This window comes from Aristophania sp. ESL1142 (assembly GCF_058107345.1).
This window is the reverse complement of sequence record NZ_JBYLUH010000001.1, coordinates 1170225-1185363: the sequence shown is the minus strand read 5'-3', so window position 1 is coordinate 1185363 and position 15139 is coordinate 1170225. Positions and strand designations below refer to the sequence as shown.

The 15139-nt window shown below is 46.8% G+C and carries 10 protein-coding genes and 1 pseudogene; all 11 read left to right on the top strand.

The genetic code is table 11. The features are described from left to right. The first annotated feature begins 9 nt into the window (after nucleotides 1-9). On the top strand, nucleotides 10-951 hold the full coding sequence (murB, locus tag AC3B6P_RS05585) for a UDP-N-acetylmuramate dehydrogenase (RefSeq protein WP_489805114.1): 942 nt from the start codon (nucleotides 10-12) through the stop codon (nucleotides 949-951). A 5-nt stretch (nucleotides 952-956) separates the two neighbouring features. Continuing rightward, nucleotides 957-1949: a D-alanine--D-alanine ligase gene (locus AC3B6P_RS05580; RefSeq protein ID WP_489805113.1), complete on the top strand. Its 993-nt coding sequence runs from the start codon at nucleotides 957-959 to the stop codon at nucleotides 1947-1949. Between the two features lie 9 nt (nucleotides 1950-1958). Then, nucleotides 1959-2942 (top strand): cell division protein FtsQ/DivIB, encoded by a 984-nt coding sequence (locus tag AC3B6P_RS05575; protein WP_489805112.1) that lies wholly within the window; start codon nucleotides 1959-1961, stop codon nucleotides 2940-2942. Further along, nucleotides 2942-4279, top strand: coding sequence for a cell division protein FtsA (ftsA, locus tag AC3B6P_RS05570; RefSeq protein ID WP_489805111.1), 1338 nt, complete (start codon nucleotides 2942-2944; stop codon nucleotides 4277-4279). The genes AC3B6P_RS05575 and ftsA overlap by 1 nt, the downstream gene beginning before the upstream one ends. A 75-nt stretch (nucleotides 4280-4354) precedes the next feature. Further along, a complete protein-coding gene (ftsZ, locus tag AC3B6P_RS05565; protein ID WP_489805110.1) occupies nucleotides 4355-5794 on the top strand; it encodes a cell division protein FtsZ in 1440 nt (479 codons plus the stop codon). 138 nt (nucleotides 5795-5932) lie between these two features. Further along, nucleotides 5933-6856 carry a UDP-3-O-acyl-N-acetylglucosamine deacetylase gene (gene lpxC / locus AC3B6P_RS05560; protein ID WP_489805109.1) on the top strand — a complete coding sequence of 308 codons (924 nt, stop codon included), beginning with the start codon at nucleotides 5933-5935 and terminating at the stop codon, nucleotides 6854-6856. A 105-nt stretch (nucleotides 6857-6961) separates the two neighbouring features. Next, a pseudogene (locus AC3B6P_RS05555) lies at nucleotides 6962-7786 on the top strand (outer membrane protein assembly factor BamD); the annotation flags it as partial. A gap of 486 nt (nucleotides 7787-8272) precedes the next feature. After that, nucleotides 8273-10009 carry a DNA repair protein RecN gene (recN, locus tag AC3B6P_RS05550; RefSeq protein ID WP_489805108.1) on the top strand — a complete coding sequence of 579 codons (1737 nt, stop codon included), beginning with the start codon at nucleotides 8273-8275 and terminating at the stop codon, nucleotides 10007-10009. Further along, complete coding sequence (gene ligA / locus AC3B6P_RS05545; RefSeq protein WP_489805107.1) at nucleotides 10006-12087, top strand: NAD-dependent DNA ligase LigA; 2082 nt, start codon at nucleotides 10006-10008, stop codon at nucleotides 12085-12087. Before recN ends, ligA begins: the two co-directional genes overlap by 4 nt. A 211-nt stretch (nucleotides 12088-12298) precedes the next feature. Next, nucleotides 12299-13714, top strand: coding sequence for a cytochrome-c peroxidase (locus AC3B6P_RS05540; RefSeq protein WP_489805106.1), 1416 nt, complete (start codon nucleotides 12299-12301; stop codon nucleotides 13712-13714). 554 nt (nucleotides 13715-14268) lie between these two features. After that, complete coding sequence (gene focA, locus AC3B6P_RS05535) at nucleotides 14269-15081, top strand: formate transporter FocA (RefSeq protein WP_489805105.1); 813 nt, start codon at nucleotides 14269-14271, stop codon at nucleotides 15079-15081. The last annotated feature ends 58 nt before the right edge of the window (nucleotides 15082-15139 follow it).

Below are 15139 nucleotides of genomic sequence, written 5' to 3'. Positions count from 1 at the left end.
CCTTAATTCATGTCCCAGAATTTTATTCCTCCTTCTGTCCGTGGTCGTTTCCTGAGCAATGTTCCTCTGGGGCCACGCACCTGGTTTCGTTGTGGCGGTCCGGCTGACTGGTTCTTCATTCCCGAAGATGAAGAAGATCTGGCTCATTTCCTTGCCCAATGTCCCCCAGATATTCCACGGACCATTCTGGGAGCCTGCTCCAATATTATTATTCGTGATGGAGGCATTGAGGGCGTCGTCATAAAATTGGCTGGTAATTTCGCCCATATCGAAGAAGATCATGATGGCCTCATCATTGGAGCTGCTGCATTAGATGTTACAGTCGCAGAAAAAGCTGCCTCTCTCGGACTGGGAGGGCTGGAATTCCTGGCAGGTATTCCTGGTTCACTGGGAGGGGCTGTTGCCATGAATGCCGGTGCTTATGGCGGCGAAATTACCGATTGCCTTGAGTGGATCGAAGGACTTGATCAAAAGGGGCATGCAGCAAGATTACAAGCAGACGCCCTGCATATGAGCTATCGTCATAGCGAACTTCCTGAAGGATTTATCGTCACGCGGGTACGTCTGAAAACACAAAAATCTGCCCCTGACACCATCCGTCAGAAGATTTCTGAAATCCGTTCTGCCCGTGAAGCAAGCCAGCCTTTGAGAACACGTACAGGAGGATCAACATTTCGCAATCCTGAAGGGCATAAAGCCTGGTCTCTGATCGACGAAGCAGGATGTAGGGGATTACGCATCGGAGATGCCCAAATGAGTGAGAAACATTGTAATTTCATGCTCAATCTCGGACATGCCAGCAGCGAAGATCTTGAAACACTTGGTGAAACAGTGAGAAAAAAAGTATTTGATCAAACAGCCATTCTCTTGCAATGGGAGATCAAACGCCTTGGCCTTACAGCTTCAGAGCGTAAGGCAAAATCTTTTCATACAGCTCCTGTTGCGGATTGATCTCCATGAATCATGTCACACAAAGTGAAAAAACTGATCATCCTCTAAAAATCAGCGTCTTGATGGGGGGAACCTCCAGCGAAAGAAACGTTAGTCTTTCAAGTGGCAAGTCCGTTGCACAGGCTTTGTCTTCGCTTGGTCATAAAGTCCAGCCTCTTGACGTTAATACTGACCTTGAACAGACCATTCACGCACTCAGGATTTATCATCCTGATGTGGTTTTTAATGCCCTTCATGGCCCAGGTGGAGAGGACGGAACCATTCAGGGCGTACTGCACTGGCTGGGACTTCCTTATACACATTCTGATGTTCAGAGTTCAGCCATGGCCATGAACAAAGCGACAAGCCGAATTATTTTTGAAGCTCACAACCTGCCAGTCGCCAAAGGTCTGGTCATATCTCCAGAAGAACTGGCAGAATCTGACCCACTACCACGCCCTTATGTGATCAAACCCCTCCTGGAAGGTTCCTCTGTAGGCGTTACGATTTTACAACCAGGAGACCCAAGGCGCCCTGAAATTGCATCCTCCTGGCGTTACGGCAAGGAAATTCTTGTAGAAGACTATATCCCTGGGCAGGAACTTACAGTCGGTGTCATGCGTGATACACCACTTGCAGTGACGGAAATTCTACCACTTTCTGGAGATTTTTATGATTTTGGTGCCAAATACCAATCTGGCGGCTCACGTCATATCGTTCCCGCAACGCTTCCCACTTCTTTAACCGACCATTTATGTAATCTTGCCGTCAAAGCACATAAAGCCTTGGGATGCACGGGAGCCAGCCGGACCGACTTCCGTTATGATAAGGAAACTGATCATATGGTAATCCTGGAGGTCAATACGCAACCCGGCATGACCCCCACTTCATTACTCCCTGAACAGGCAGCCTATCGTGGACTTTCTTATGCACGGCTCTGTGACTGGATCGTCAAGGAAGCGCTTTCACTCAATAGCTCCAGCGTTTCCGCTCTCCTCACTTTACCGCAGGGAAGCTGAGCCTCTTTCATGTACGCTGGCCCCCCTCCCCCAGAAAAAAACAGACGGCCCATTGAGGGAGACAGGCCATCTCGTCTGTCTCTTTTCTGGCAGCGTCACAGAACGGGGTTAGGGCGCTTTTTTTTCCTCATCATGATTCTCGGAATTTCAACTGGCGGGGGCTGGACGCTCTATAACATGCTCTCTGATTCCCAGATGGAAACCATCAGACGAAACCTGGAATCACTCGACCCACTTAAAATAAAAAAAATCACAATTACAGGGGCCCATCTTACTGACAAAGCCACAATCATGGCTCAGCTTAATACAGATATAGGCCATAATCTGTTTGGATTTTCCGTTGAAGATGCACGACAGAAACTAAATAAATTACCTTTCATTGAACATTCTATCGTAGAAAGGCACCTGCCTGATACAATCATCATTACAGTACAGGAACGTATACCGGCTGCTATCTGGCAAACACATGGACATTTTGTACTGATTAATGAGGCAGGCAAGCCAGTTTCAGAACAACAATTTACGACCGCTGATTCTGAAATCTTCCGCAAACTACCACTTGTTGTGGGCGAAGGCGCTAACGAAAATGCAGCCCCACTCATTGAAGCACTTAAACACACTCCAGAAATTGCCAAACACACTCTGGCTCTGGTCCGTATAGGAAATAGACGCTGGAATATGATGATGCGTAATGGTACACTCATTCTGCTTCCTGAAAATGCTGAGGATGCAGCCCTGCAACGTCTTCAGAGTTATCAGCAAAATTTTCACCTTCTGGAACGCCCTTTATCGGCCATTGATATGCGACTCCCTGACAGAATGGTCATTCACCTTCCACCAGCGCCAGAGCCAGAGCCTGCCATTACGCCAGAAACAGAGTCTGTTGCTCCCTCTTTGCCTAATAAAGCCGCTACTTCACCTGGAACAAATTCTTCATTAAAGAGCAAAAGCCTTCCGCCCCCTTCTCCCGGCCCTGCTGGAAAACATCCCTGATGTCTTCACTGCCCTCGCAACAAACGAAAGAAGCGCTCTTTCTTCCCTCAACAGGAAGAGAGAGCAAAGCAGTTCTCCCTATTCTACCCACAGAAAAACGCCCTGGGTTTGAATGGCGTCCTGGCATTAAAGCTGTATTAGACATTGGGTCGACAAAAACGACCTGCCTCATCGGCAGAGGACTGCAAAATGGTACACTCCAGGTTCTTGGGTGGGGCTGGCGACGCTCAGAAGGCGTACAATCTGGGGCTATTGTCGATACCAGACAGGCTGAAGCTGTTATCCGTGCGACAGTAGGTGATGCTGAGAAACAAACAGGGCGCCATATTGATGACTTGATTGTCAACCTTTCCGGCGGCAATCCCATGAGTCTTCATACAGATGTTTCCACAGTAATCGGTAATCGCGAAGTTGTGGAAAATGATGTCCATAACCTGATGGAAGATGCCCGTTTTTCTGCCCAACGGGAGGGACGTGAAATCATCCATACCCTCCCATTGGGCTTTAATGTGGATGAAACACATGCAGTACCCAACCCTTGCGGACATTTATGTCAAAATCTGCTAGGCAAATTCCATATTATTGATGCCAATACCAGCACCTTGCGGACACTTAGTACTGTCTTAAACAAAGCGGAATTACGCCTGTCAGGTCTTGTTTCCAGCCCCTTTGCCGCCGGGCTTTCAGTTTTGGATCATGATGAACGTGACCTGGGGGTTACGGTTATTGAGATGGGTGCAGGCACAACATCTCTCGGCATTTTCTCTCACGGGAAGTTACTCCATACTGCCCAGTTGCGCATTGGTGGTCATCACATTACCCGTGATATTGCCTCAGCCCTCAATGTGCATACAGATACCGCTGAATGGCTCAAGACCATGCATGGTGCAGCCCAATATCTCTCTGAAAATGAAGATTACACCATCCGCCTTCCCACAGGGCAGGATCGTACGGCTGAACGTATTTCCAGAGCCAGATTGATTGGAATTATCGCACCACGCGTTGAAGAAACATTGGAAATGACGCGACATGCCCTTGATAGTGCAGGTCTGGGACAATTGGCTGAAGGGCGGATTGTCCTGACAGGTGGCGCTTCACTTCTGACTGATATTGGCCCTGTTGCTGCCCGCATTTTTGGCCGACAATTACGCCTGGGACAGCCCATCAATGTACAAAACCTGCCCGAAAGCTCGGCAATCTCTGCTGGATTTTCCACAGCTTCTGGCCTATTAGCCTGGGCTTTGGGAGCTGATACACAATTTTCTATGGCAGAAAGCAGTTTACAAGGACGAAACTGGATGAGACGTCTTGTTAATTTCATCGGCAGGCATGTATAATTCCCTGCCTCATGACTGAATCGTCCTAACTGAATTGCTCAGTCATTCTGTTTTTTACCGTTCGGAGCCGCACATATGACACTGAACCTGACCCCAACAACACCTGGTGTGAGTGTAGTCAGCCCTCCACGTATTACGGTAGTAGGTGTTGGCGGTGGCGGCGGGAATGCTGTCGATAATATGATCTCTACGGACCTCAAAAGCGTAGAGTTTGTCGTTGCCAATACTGATGCACAGCAGCTGGCCAATTCACACGCTGATGTCCGCCTTCAATTAGGCCCTACCCTGACACGTGGTCTAGGAGCAGGTGCCAAACCCGAAATTGGCCGTAAATCTGCTGAGGAAGTTGAAGAAGAAATCCGTCAACATCTGACAGGCTCCGACCTCGTTTTCATTACAGCGGGAATGGGTGGTGGCACCGGTACAGGTGCAGCTCCCGTCATTGCCCGTATCGCCCGTGAAAATGGTGCCCTGACAATCGGCGTGGTTTCCAAGCCCTTTCAGTTTGAGGGAATGAGGCGCTGCCGCTCTGCTGATGCCGGCATTGCTGAGCTACAGAAACATGTTGATACATTGATCGTCATCCCCAATCAGAATCTTTTCAGCTGTGCGACACAGACGACGACACTGATTGATGCCTTCAAAATGGCAGATGACGTACTCTATCAGGGTGTCAGAAGCATTACCGACCTTATGGTCGTCCCTGGCAAGATCAATCTGGACTTTGCCGACGTCAAAACCGTCATGGGGGAAATGGGCAAAGCCATGATGGGCACAGGAGTCGCCCAAAGTAGTGTAGATGGCCAGGACTGGGCTACTCTCGCAGCTGAACGAGCCATTTCTAATCCTCTTCTGGAAGAAACGTCCATCCGTGGTGCACGCGGCCTACTGATCAATGTCACAGGGGGGCCTGATCTCGGGCTTCATGATTATACCAATGTAATGGAACGTATCCGTGAAGAAGCCCACGAAGATGCCGAAATCATCGGTGGTCTACTTGTGCGCGAAGAAATGAGCGGGACGATCCAGGTCTCGGTTGTTGCGACTGGTATTGCGTCACGTGATGAAATCAACAGCTTCCAGCCTCCCCCTCATACAACCCCAGTCGCTGAAGAGTTACCTCAAGCTGAACAGCAATCATCACAAGCAGTAGAACCAAAGCCTGAAGAAGCGCCAGTCATTACGCCACAAACACGTATGGAAGAAGCCCCTGCCGCTGCTTACACTTCAGCACCCCAGCCATTATCCAGACCAGCTGAGACAGCGCCTCGTTACGCTGAAGAGCCTGATCAAAATGAGGGGGGGGGCGGTTTCTTCAGCCGTTTCTTCCGTAGTCGACCTGCTGCCGCTGATCAGAGAGGGCAGCGTTCTACACCTTTTGTAGGTTCACAACAGAGAGCTGAGTCCTCCCGGAATTATGATGCTCCTCCTTCACACCCACAACAGAAACAGGACGAGCAGACAGATGATTCAAACCTGGATATTCCGGCTTATTTAAGGCGTCCCCAGAAATAAGGTTTACCCACAAAATATCTTTAAAGATGACGATTTCGCTTCAGGCCACCCCGAGCCTGAAGCGATGAGGTCCGTAACCGTGTTCATTATCGGGAAGCACTATAATGAGGCACCCCCCCTTTGGAAGGGATTTTGAAAGTGACACAACAAAACGAACCAACCTCTTCATCCAGTAAGAATAATTTAAAAACCTCCCAGGCTCAGACGACGCTCAAAAAAGAAATTTTCTGCTGCGGCATCGGGCTTCATACCGGCAGAGAAATTACCTTAAAACTTCTTCCTCAGCCTGCCGATAGTGGAATCCTCTTTCAGAGAACTGACCTCACCCACACGAAGCCTTTCCGCCTCACCCCCGAAAGCCTGCAAGAAGCCCAGCTCGCAACGGTCATAGCATCACCTTCTGAACCAGACGTTCGTATCTCCACGATTGAACATCTTATGGCAGCGCTTCACGCACTCGCTATTGATAATATTCTCATTCAGCTTGACGGTCCTGAAATTCCAATCTTTGACGGAAGTGCCCAGGATTTTGTTTTTTTACTTGGATGTGCGGGACAGCAGGAACTCCCTGCGCCCCGACATTTTATCAAAATCCTCCAAACTGTGAGTGTTCAAGGCAAAGAGGGAGCTTTTGCATCTCTCCAGCCTCGAAAGAAGCAAAAATTTTCTCTTAAGCTTGCAATAGATTTCAAAGAAAAAATCATCGGTTCAGGAAAGATAGATTTCACTCTGACCCAGAATGACTTCCTCAAAAATATCGCCTTCAGCCGTACTTTCGTTAATTATAATGACATTGAGAATTTGCAAAAACAGGGACTCGCACTAGGTGGGTCTTTAAAAAATGCTCTCGTCGTAGAAAATGATCATATTCTCAATCCTGAAGGATTACGATGTGAAGACGAGTTTATTCGTCATAAACTACTGGATACTATTGGAGATTGTTACTGTTTCGGCTATCAAATTATAGGAAAATTTGAAGGGTTCAAATCTGGTCACGCCCTAAATAACCAGCTTATAAAAACCTTAGCAAAACAAAAAGAAACATGGCAGCTCGTTTCCTGAAAATGAACTCTTGAGTTTTGGAAGGTCATTATTCTAAAGATAAAGGCGTTTTTATAATGACCAAGTACCTCTTCCTCCTGTTACCTTCCATGCTATAAGGCAGTTATGGTTAGCATCATCAAGCATTACGCTGTAAAAACCCGTTCCTCCCGCGCCCTGACTCTTGGTTTAAGTGGTCTGATGGGGCTTGCATTGCTCAGCGGCTGTGCCGATGATGCAGATAAACGCGTGCCAAGAACGACTGATGCCGAGACCCTCTATAATTACGGCGTGGATTCCCTTCATGGAGGCGATTACAAACTAGCCAGTGCAGAGTTCGAGTCGCTTCAGCAGAACTTCCCTTATTCAGGGTATACTGGGAATGCGGAATTGCTTGAGGGCTATGCCTATTACCTTCAGGGTGAATATGAGCTGTCAGTCCAGCAGCTTGAACGCTACCTCCAGCTTCACCCCACCAGTCCCGATGCTGCCTATGCCTATTATTTGCGAGGTCTCTGCTATTATGAGCAGATCGGGATTGTCTCACGTGACCAGCTTGGCACGATTGAGGCCATGGACGCCCTTCAGGAAGTCGTAACACGCTTCCCGCAAAGCTCTTATGCCCGTGATGCCCAACTTAAAATTGATCTCTGCCGTGACCATTTAGCCGGTAAGGAAATGCTGGTCGGACGTTTTTATGAACGTGAAAAAGATTATCAGGCAGCCCTTGGTCGTTATCAACGCGTTGTGCAGGACTTCCAGACAACGAACCATGTCCCAGAAGCTATGGAACGTATCGTTGAAGTCAGCCTTCGCCTGGGGCTGAAAGATGAAGCACGCCAGAACGCTCTGATTCTGGGATATAACTACCCAGACAGCAAATGGTATCGCATTGCCTATAATAAACTGAAATATAATGGTTTACTTACCAAAGAGACGCGTAAGCCTGGTGCTAAAAACGGTAATTATGACGAAAGCAGAAAAGCTCAGGGGCCAATCCTAGCCTCAGAGACGCTTTCCTCTACGAAAACAGCGCCTATTGCGCAATTTGATATACCTGCACCAGGCCAGAAATCCGTTGCTTCTGTGCAATCCACTTCTCCTGTCTTGAACCCTGCCCCACAAGCAGCAGCCTCTGCGTCTCAGGGGCGACAGACTGCATCAGCAATGATGCAACAGCCCTCTTCTGTTGCATTACAGCAAAAGCCCCCACAGCAGGCAGCAGTCCTTTCGCCACCACCGAAAAGTAAGCCATTACCTCAAAAACAGAAAAAAGATGAGGGCTTCTTCTCGTTCTTTAATCCTGTTGGCGATTTCTTTGCCAATATGTGGAATAAGATCTTCTAAAACGTCTTATTCAAAACAGCATGGAACTTTCTGCCTCCGTTGAACTGTTCTCTCTGGACGGACGGAGGGTCCGCGTTTTAGAGTAGTCATATGCTGACACAACTCTCTATCCGGGATATCGTTCTTATTGAAAAGCTCGACCTTCACTTTGAGGAAGGCCTGACTGTTTTTACAGGGGAAACCGGGGCTGGAAAGTCAATTCTTCTGGATAGTCTTGGTCTCGCCTTAGGAGAACGGGCTGCGGGTGATATTATTCGTAACGGAGCCGAACAAAGCAGTGTGACAGCTGTCTTTGATCTTCCTCCAGACCATGAGGTTCATACCCTTCTCAAAGAGCTGGACCTTTCCGCGATCGAAGAAGGTGATCCCCTGATTCTGCGTCGTCTCATCACTAGAGATGGACGTTCACGTGCCTATATGGGCGAGCAGCTAATCAGTATTTCTGTTTTACGCAAAATCGCTTCCCTCCTGGTCGAAATTCAGGGACAACATGAACAGATGGGGCTAGCTGATCAAAAACTGCATCTTGATCTGCTTGACTCTTTTGGCGCGCTTAGTGTTCCCGTCGAAACAGTCAGACAAAGCTGGAAAGATTGGCAGCAAGCCCTGACCAGTCTGACAGAAGCCCGCCATATCATTGAAGAAGCAGAAAAAGAAGAAAACTGGCTGCGTCAGACCATTGAAGACCTCTCCTCATTGGCACCACAACATGAAGAAGAAAATCAGCTTGTCGAACTTCGCACGAAATTACAGCAAGAAGAACGCAGGCGTGAAGCTGTAGCTGCTGCTCTGACGGAACTGAACCCACGTGATCGCCGCGCTGCACACCCAGCCAACGCTTTACGCTCAGCAAGCCGTACACTGGCCCGACTTCTGCCCTCCTCCTTCTCCGATCATGAGAATGATACACAAAGCGAGCCTTCAACGCATCAATTACAGGCGCAGGAAGCACTTACAGCCCTTGAAAAAGCGGAAGAAGCCCTGGCTGACGCCGAAATGCTTCTAACAAGATTGGTAGCAGATACAGAAACCGATAATCATCTTCTGGAAGAAACTGAAGAACGCCTTTTTGCTCTCCGTGCGGAAGCACGCAAACATCATATTACCGTAGCTGAACTTCCTGACTTTCTGTCTAGTTTAAAAGACAAACTCTCAAGGTTGGAAACAGGGATCGAGACCATTCATCAGCTTGAGAAAAAGACCCGGCAAGCTGAAGAAACCTATAGAACTGATGCTAAAACCCTAAATCTTTTCCGCCAGAAAGCCGCCAGAGAGCTGGAAAAAGCGATTATGGCCGAATTAAAACCCCTCAAACTGGAGAGAGCGCACTTTATCGTTGAGCTGACCGAACTACCTTTTGAAAACTGGTCTCATCGCGGCACGGAAACCGCCTCCTTCCTCATCGCAGCCAATCCCGGACAAACCGCAGGTCCACTTGGAAAAGTTGCTTCCGGGGGAGAGCTTTCACGGCTAATGCTGGCGCTTAAAGTTGTTCTAGCTGGACGTTCTGGCTTAACGACACTCGTTTTTGACGAGGTTGATTCTGGCGTGGGTGGTGCTACAGCCTCTGCGATTGGGGAAAGACTGCACCGTGTTGCCCAAAGCGTCCAGGTCCTCGCAATCACGCATAGCCCGCAGGTTGCCGCCTCGGCAGAGCATCAATATCGCATCGCAAAAAAAGTCCTTAACCAAAGGACTATAACCATTGCGGAGCCTCTCTCCCCTACAGAGCGGCGTGAAGAGCTGGCCCGTATGCTCGCTGGCGACAGTATTACAGAAGCCGCACGCGCTGCGGCCGATAGTCTCCTTGGAAAAACACCTTCATGAACGACCCCCTCTCTTCTCTTGCTGCACGATATCAGGAACTTCAGAATAAAATAGCGCGTTGGGATGAAGCCTATCATGGGCGGGATAATCCCGAGGTTTCCGATGCGGAATATGATCATGCCAGACTAGAAATTTCACAATTGGAGAGGCTGCATCCCGAGCTGAAAAACAAAAACAATCCTAGCGAAAAAATCGGTGCAAAGCCTGACCCTTCATTCAAAAAGCTTCAGCACCGAGTGCCTATGCTTTCTTTGGGAAATGTTTTCAACTCTGACGAATTTCTCCAGTTTGTCAGTCGTGCCGGGAATTTTCTAGGACTTTCGGAAGAAGATGCCCAGAAGCTCAGTTTCATGGCGGAACCGAAAATAGATGGCCTGTCGATTAATCTCACTTATGAGCAGGGCAAACTGGTTTACGGCTCGACGCGTGGAGATGGAATGGAAGGCGAAGATGTCACAGACAATATTCGCACTCTAAAAACAGTCCCCTTGACATTAGGGCAGGATGCACCCGACTTTATCGAGATACGCGGTGAAGTTTATATGCAGAAATCGCGTTTTTATGAATTGAATGCAGCGCAAGAAAAACGAGGAGAGAAACCTTTTGCCAACCCACGTAATGCCGCAGCAGGCTCACTGCGTCAGCTTGACCCACAGGTAACGGCAAAACGTCCTCTAGGGCTTTTTGCCTATAATATGGGAGCATCTTCTGCAGCTATTGCCGATACACATCAAGCATTTCTGCAAAAGCTTCAGCAATGGGGGTTTGACGTCAATCCCCTCTCCCGCTTACTGGCTCATGCCAGTGATATTCCTGCTTATGTAGAGCAACTCGCCCGCGAACGCTCTGGCCTTGATTATGATATTGACGGCATTGTTTTTAAAATCAATGAACTTGCGCTTCAGCAACGTCTTGGATTTGTAGGACGCACGCCACGCTGGGCCATTGCATGGAAATTCCCTGCCGAACAGGCTATTACACGACTTGAGAATATTGAGATACAGGTCGGCCGTACCGGAGCTCTGACACCTGTAGCACATCTTGAACCCGTGAATGTAGGCGGCGTCATCGTCTCACGGGCTACATTACATAATGAAGATGAAATTAATCGCCTTGATGTACGGCTAGGAGACTTGGTGCGTATACAACGCGCAGGAGATGTCATTCCACAAATTCTGGGCGTTCTCTCTCCATCAGAAGGGCAACAGCAAACCCAGCGTGCACCTAAATTCATCTTTCCTGACCATTGCCCAGTTTGTGGTGCTTATGCGGAACGGATCCAAGGTGAAGCTGTCAGACGCTGCACGGGTGGCCTTACATGCGAGGCCCAAACCATTGAACGCCTTATTCATTTTGTCTCCCGTAAGGCATTTGACATTGAAGGGCTTGGCCAGCGCACAATCAGAGCTTTTTATGAGCTAGGTTATATAAAACAACCTGGTGATATTTTCCGTCTTTCAGGCCATAAGGAATCCCTTCTAAAACTTGAAGGCTGGGGCGCACAATCAGTTGATAATCTTTTAGAAGCCATCAATGAAAAACGTACCATTACACTTTCACGCTTTATCTACGCCCTGGGAATAAGACGGATTGGGGACCGCAATGCGACCCTACTTGCACGTCATTACGGCACATTTGAAAACTGGCTCCATTCTATGCATGCCCTTAATGATGAAAATCAGGAAGACTATGAGACGCTCAGCGCGATTATGGGGATTGGTCAGGCAATAGCTGATGAACTCTCTGCTTTTTTCCGTGAGCCTCATAATGATCACGTTATGAGCGATCTTGCCTCACAGCTAACAATTACAAAAGCGCCTTCTGCGCTTACTGAAGGAGCAGAAGCTCACAAACTTTCTGGCGAAATACTTGTTTTTACAGGCTCGCTTACGCAAATGTCCCGTCCCGAAGCAAAAGCCGTTGCCGAACGGCTTGGTGCCCATGTTACTGAAACGGTTTCAAAGAAAACAACTCTTGTTATTTTAGGTGAAAAAGCCGGCTCAAAGGCGAAAAAAGCCCATGAACTCGGCATTCGCACGATTAATGAAAAAGAGTGGCTGGAACTGGCTGGATTATAAAAACAGACATTATTTTTTCCTAAATAAACATTTTGAAGACATTTATGGCAGCCTAAAAGGCTTATTTTATAGGTTTTGCTATAATTTCTCATTAGATTTATTTATGAAGGAGATAGATATAATCATTTTGACATTTTGTTATTGATCAAACAAAAATTACATTAAGGCTTATAAAACGCTTCAGTTGCATAAGAATGCGGAGGAATAAAATTTGAAACGCGTATTGATCTCTCTGGTTGGGGCTGGATTGCTTGCTTATGGTGGTACAGTTGCCTATTTGCAGCATTATGATCATAAAACGGCTCCAAGATTGCCTGAAACCTCCCCCACAAAGAAAGATCCTGTCGCGCTTGCTGCTTTTAATGCACTGAATGAAGCACGTTGTGATTATTGCCACACTGTCGGACGTGATCTGCCTTTTTATTTCAGCCTTCCTGTTGCCCATGCAATTATGGCAAAGGATCTTGAACAAGGGAAACGACATTTCCGTCTGGAGCCTGTTTTATCTGCTTTTGAACAAGGCAAACCTCCTTCAGAAGAAGCGTTATCACGCATCGAAGAAGTGGTCGTTCAAAACCGTATGCCCCCTGCACAATATCTTCTGATGCATTGGCACGCTCATCTTTCGCAAAATGAGCGTCAGGCTATTCTGAACTGGGTGCAGGATACAAGACGTAAATATTATAATACAACTGGCGCCATCTCTGCTCTGGCTGGAGAGCCTATTCGTCCGGTGCCGGAATCAATCCCTGTGGATCCGGCAAAGGTTGCTTTGGGTCAGAAACTCTTCTTTGATAAAAAGCTTTCAGGCGATAATACGCTTACTTGTGCAAGCTGCCACGGCTTGGACACAGGAGGGGTTGATCATCTGGTTACTGCAACTGGGATTGGCGGACAGAAAGGCCCGATTAACGTTCCAAGCGTCTATGACGCCTATTTCAAGATCGCACAATTCTGGAATGGCCGCGCACCCGATCTAGCCGCACAGGCCGCTGGCCCTGTCATGAATCCTATTGAAATGGGCTCACATAACTGGTCTGACGTCGCCAATAAATTAACTGCTGACCCCGCTTATATGCCCATGTTCCAAGCAGCCTTTGGTCCCGATGCGCAGATCGGGCAAGAGACCATTACCCAGGCGATTGCCGAATTCGAGAAAACACTGATTACACCTGACAGTGCTTTTGACCAATATCTGAAGGGCAAAGAAGACGCGATCAGCGAACAGGCTAAACGTGGTTATGCACGTTTCAAGGCTATTGGCTGCTCAGGCTGCCATAGCGGCATTGCTGTTGGTGGCGAGAGCTATGAGGTCATGGGACTGGAAGCCAACTACTTCAAGGATCGCGGCGGTCAAGAAACTGATGCCGATAAAGGCATTTACGCACTCGATAAGAAAGAAGATGATCTCAACCGTTTCGTCGTTCCTACCTTGCGTAACATTGAACTGACGGCACCTTACTTCCATGATGGCAGTGCCAAGACTCTTGAAGAAGCCGTACGCAAGATGGCACATTATCAAACGCCAGACAGTAACCCATCTGATCAGGATGTTGCTGATATTGTTGCCTTCCTTAAAACACTAACAGGTCAGTATGAAGGTCATGTGCTAACAAGCACAAAATAGTCTTTTAAGAGTAATTTGTAGATATTTGAAAGAATATCTACAATGATCCCTCATGGAAAAGGCTCATTTGCGGGTTAAACCCCATCGCAAATGAGCCTTTTTTATAACTCAAATAAATAATTCCAATAATTTAACCCGTCTTACTCAATAAGTCTTATAAAGTGATGCATTTTTTTCCATAATAAAAGGCATATCCATAACAAAAATATATTTCTAAAATCATATCATCATTTTTGTCTGATTGTCTTACAAAATTAAGTTTTATTGTAAAATTATATATCAATAAAAAATATCTATATAATAATAAACTTAATCTATGAAATAAATATTTACCCAAAACCAACAAAAGCTCAAGAATATTTTATCAAGATCACATTTAAGTAATAAATATTATCTATGTAATTTATGTATAATACCAGAAAACATAATAAAATTATCAATCACCTTAGTAAGTATTTGTTACTCAAACAAATTTGATTAGATGATAACATCATTGTGCAAGTGAGATAATATCAATCATGAATCAGACAGTCGATAATCGTTCTCCATTAGAGATGGCACAATTAGCTGAAAAACTTTGTGCTGATAAAGCTAATAAAAGTGTTAAAGAAACATTTTTTTCTGCAATAACAGCCGGCGTTTTTATTTCCATCGGGTTCTTATTTTTCACCACTGTCACAACTGCCAGTGGCGCTATGCCAGCAGGAATGGCAAAACTAATCGGTGGGCTATGCTTCTCGCTTGGATTGATCTTGGTAGTCTTTTGTGGTGCCGACCTTTTCACCTCTACTATTTTAACATCTGTACCAACAGCAACGAGACGCATCAGTTTAGAACGCATGATCATACATTGGATCATTGTCTATTTTGGAAATTTCGTTGGCGCCCTATTTTTCGTTGTTTTAATCTGGTTCTCGGGAGAATATCTAGCAGGGAAAGGTCAATGGGGGCTGAATGTTCTCAATATAGCCAGCCTGAAATTACAGCATTCTTTTACCCAGGCAGTCTTTTTAGGCACATTAGCCAACCTCATGGTATGCTTGGCTGTCTGGATGAGTTATAGCGGACGAACATTAATTGATAAAATGTTCATATTAATGCTGCCCATTGCTGTTTTTGTCGCAAGCGGTTTTGAACATAGCATCGCAAATATGTTCATGATCCCATTGGGCATAGCGATCCACTCTTTTGCAACACCAGAATTCTGGAAAATGGTCGGAAGTAACCCTGACAGCTTCTCACAATTAACTGTTGGGCATTTTATCATAAATAATCTGATACCTGTAACCATCGGAAATATCATTGGGGGCTTGCTGGTTGGACTGACCTATTGGGCAATGCATTTAAAAAGAAAAACCGCTCCGTAATATCCGTCCACGATATATTCGGACTCTCCTTACCATATTATATAAGGTATAGCAGTAA

Excerpts from the sequence above, each read along its gene's own strand:
- ligA (WP_489805107.1), top strand. The coding sequence starts at position 10,006 with ATGAACGACCCCCTCTCTTCTCTTGCTGCACGATATCAGGAACTTCAG.
- AC3B6P_RS05575 (WP_489805112.1), top strand. The coding sequence starts at position 1,959 with ATGTACGCTGGCCCCCCTCCCCCAGAAAAAAACAGACGGCCCATTGAG.
- ftsA (WP_489805111.1), top strand. The coding sequence starts at position 2,942 with ATGTCTTCACTGCCCTCGCAACAAACGAAAGAAGCGCTCTTTCTTCCC.
- focA (WP_489805105.1), top strand. The coding sequence starts at position 14,269 with ATGGCACAATTAGCTGAAAAACTTTGTGCTGATAAAGCTAATAAAAGT.
- recN (WP_489805108.1), top strand. The coding sequence starts at position 8,273 with ATGCTGACACAACTCTCTATCCGGGATATCGTTCTTATTGAAAAGCTC.
- AC3B6P_RS05580 (WP_489805113.1), top strand. The coding sequence starts at position 957 with ATGAATCATGTCACACAAAGTGAAAAAACTGATCATCCTCTAAAAATC.
- murB (WP_489805114.1), top strand. The coding sequence starts at position 10 with ATGTCCCAGAATTTTATTCCTCCTTCTGTCCGTGGTCGTTTCCTGAGC.
- ftsZ (WP_489805110.1), top strand. The coding sequence starts at position 4,355 with ATGACACTGAACCTGACCCCAACAACACCTGGTGTGAGTGTAGTCAGC.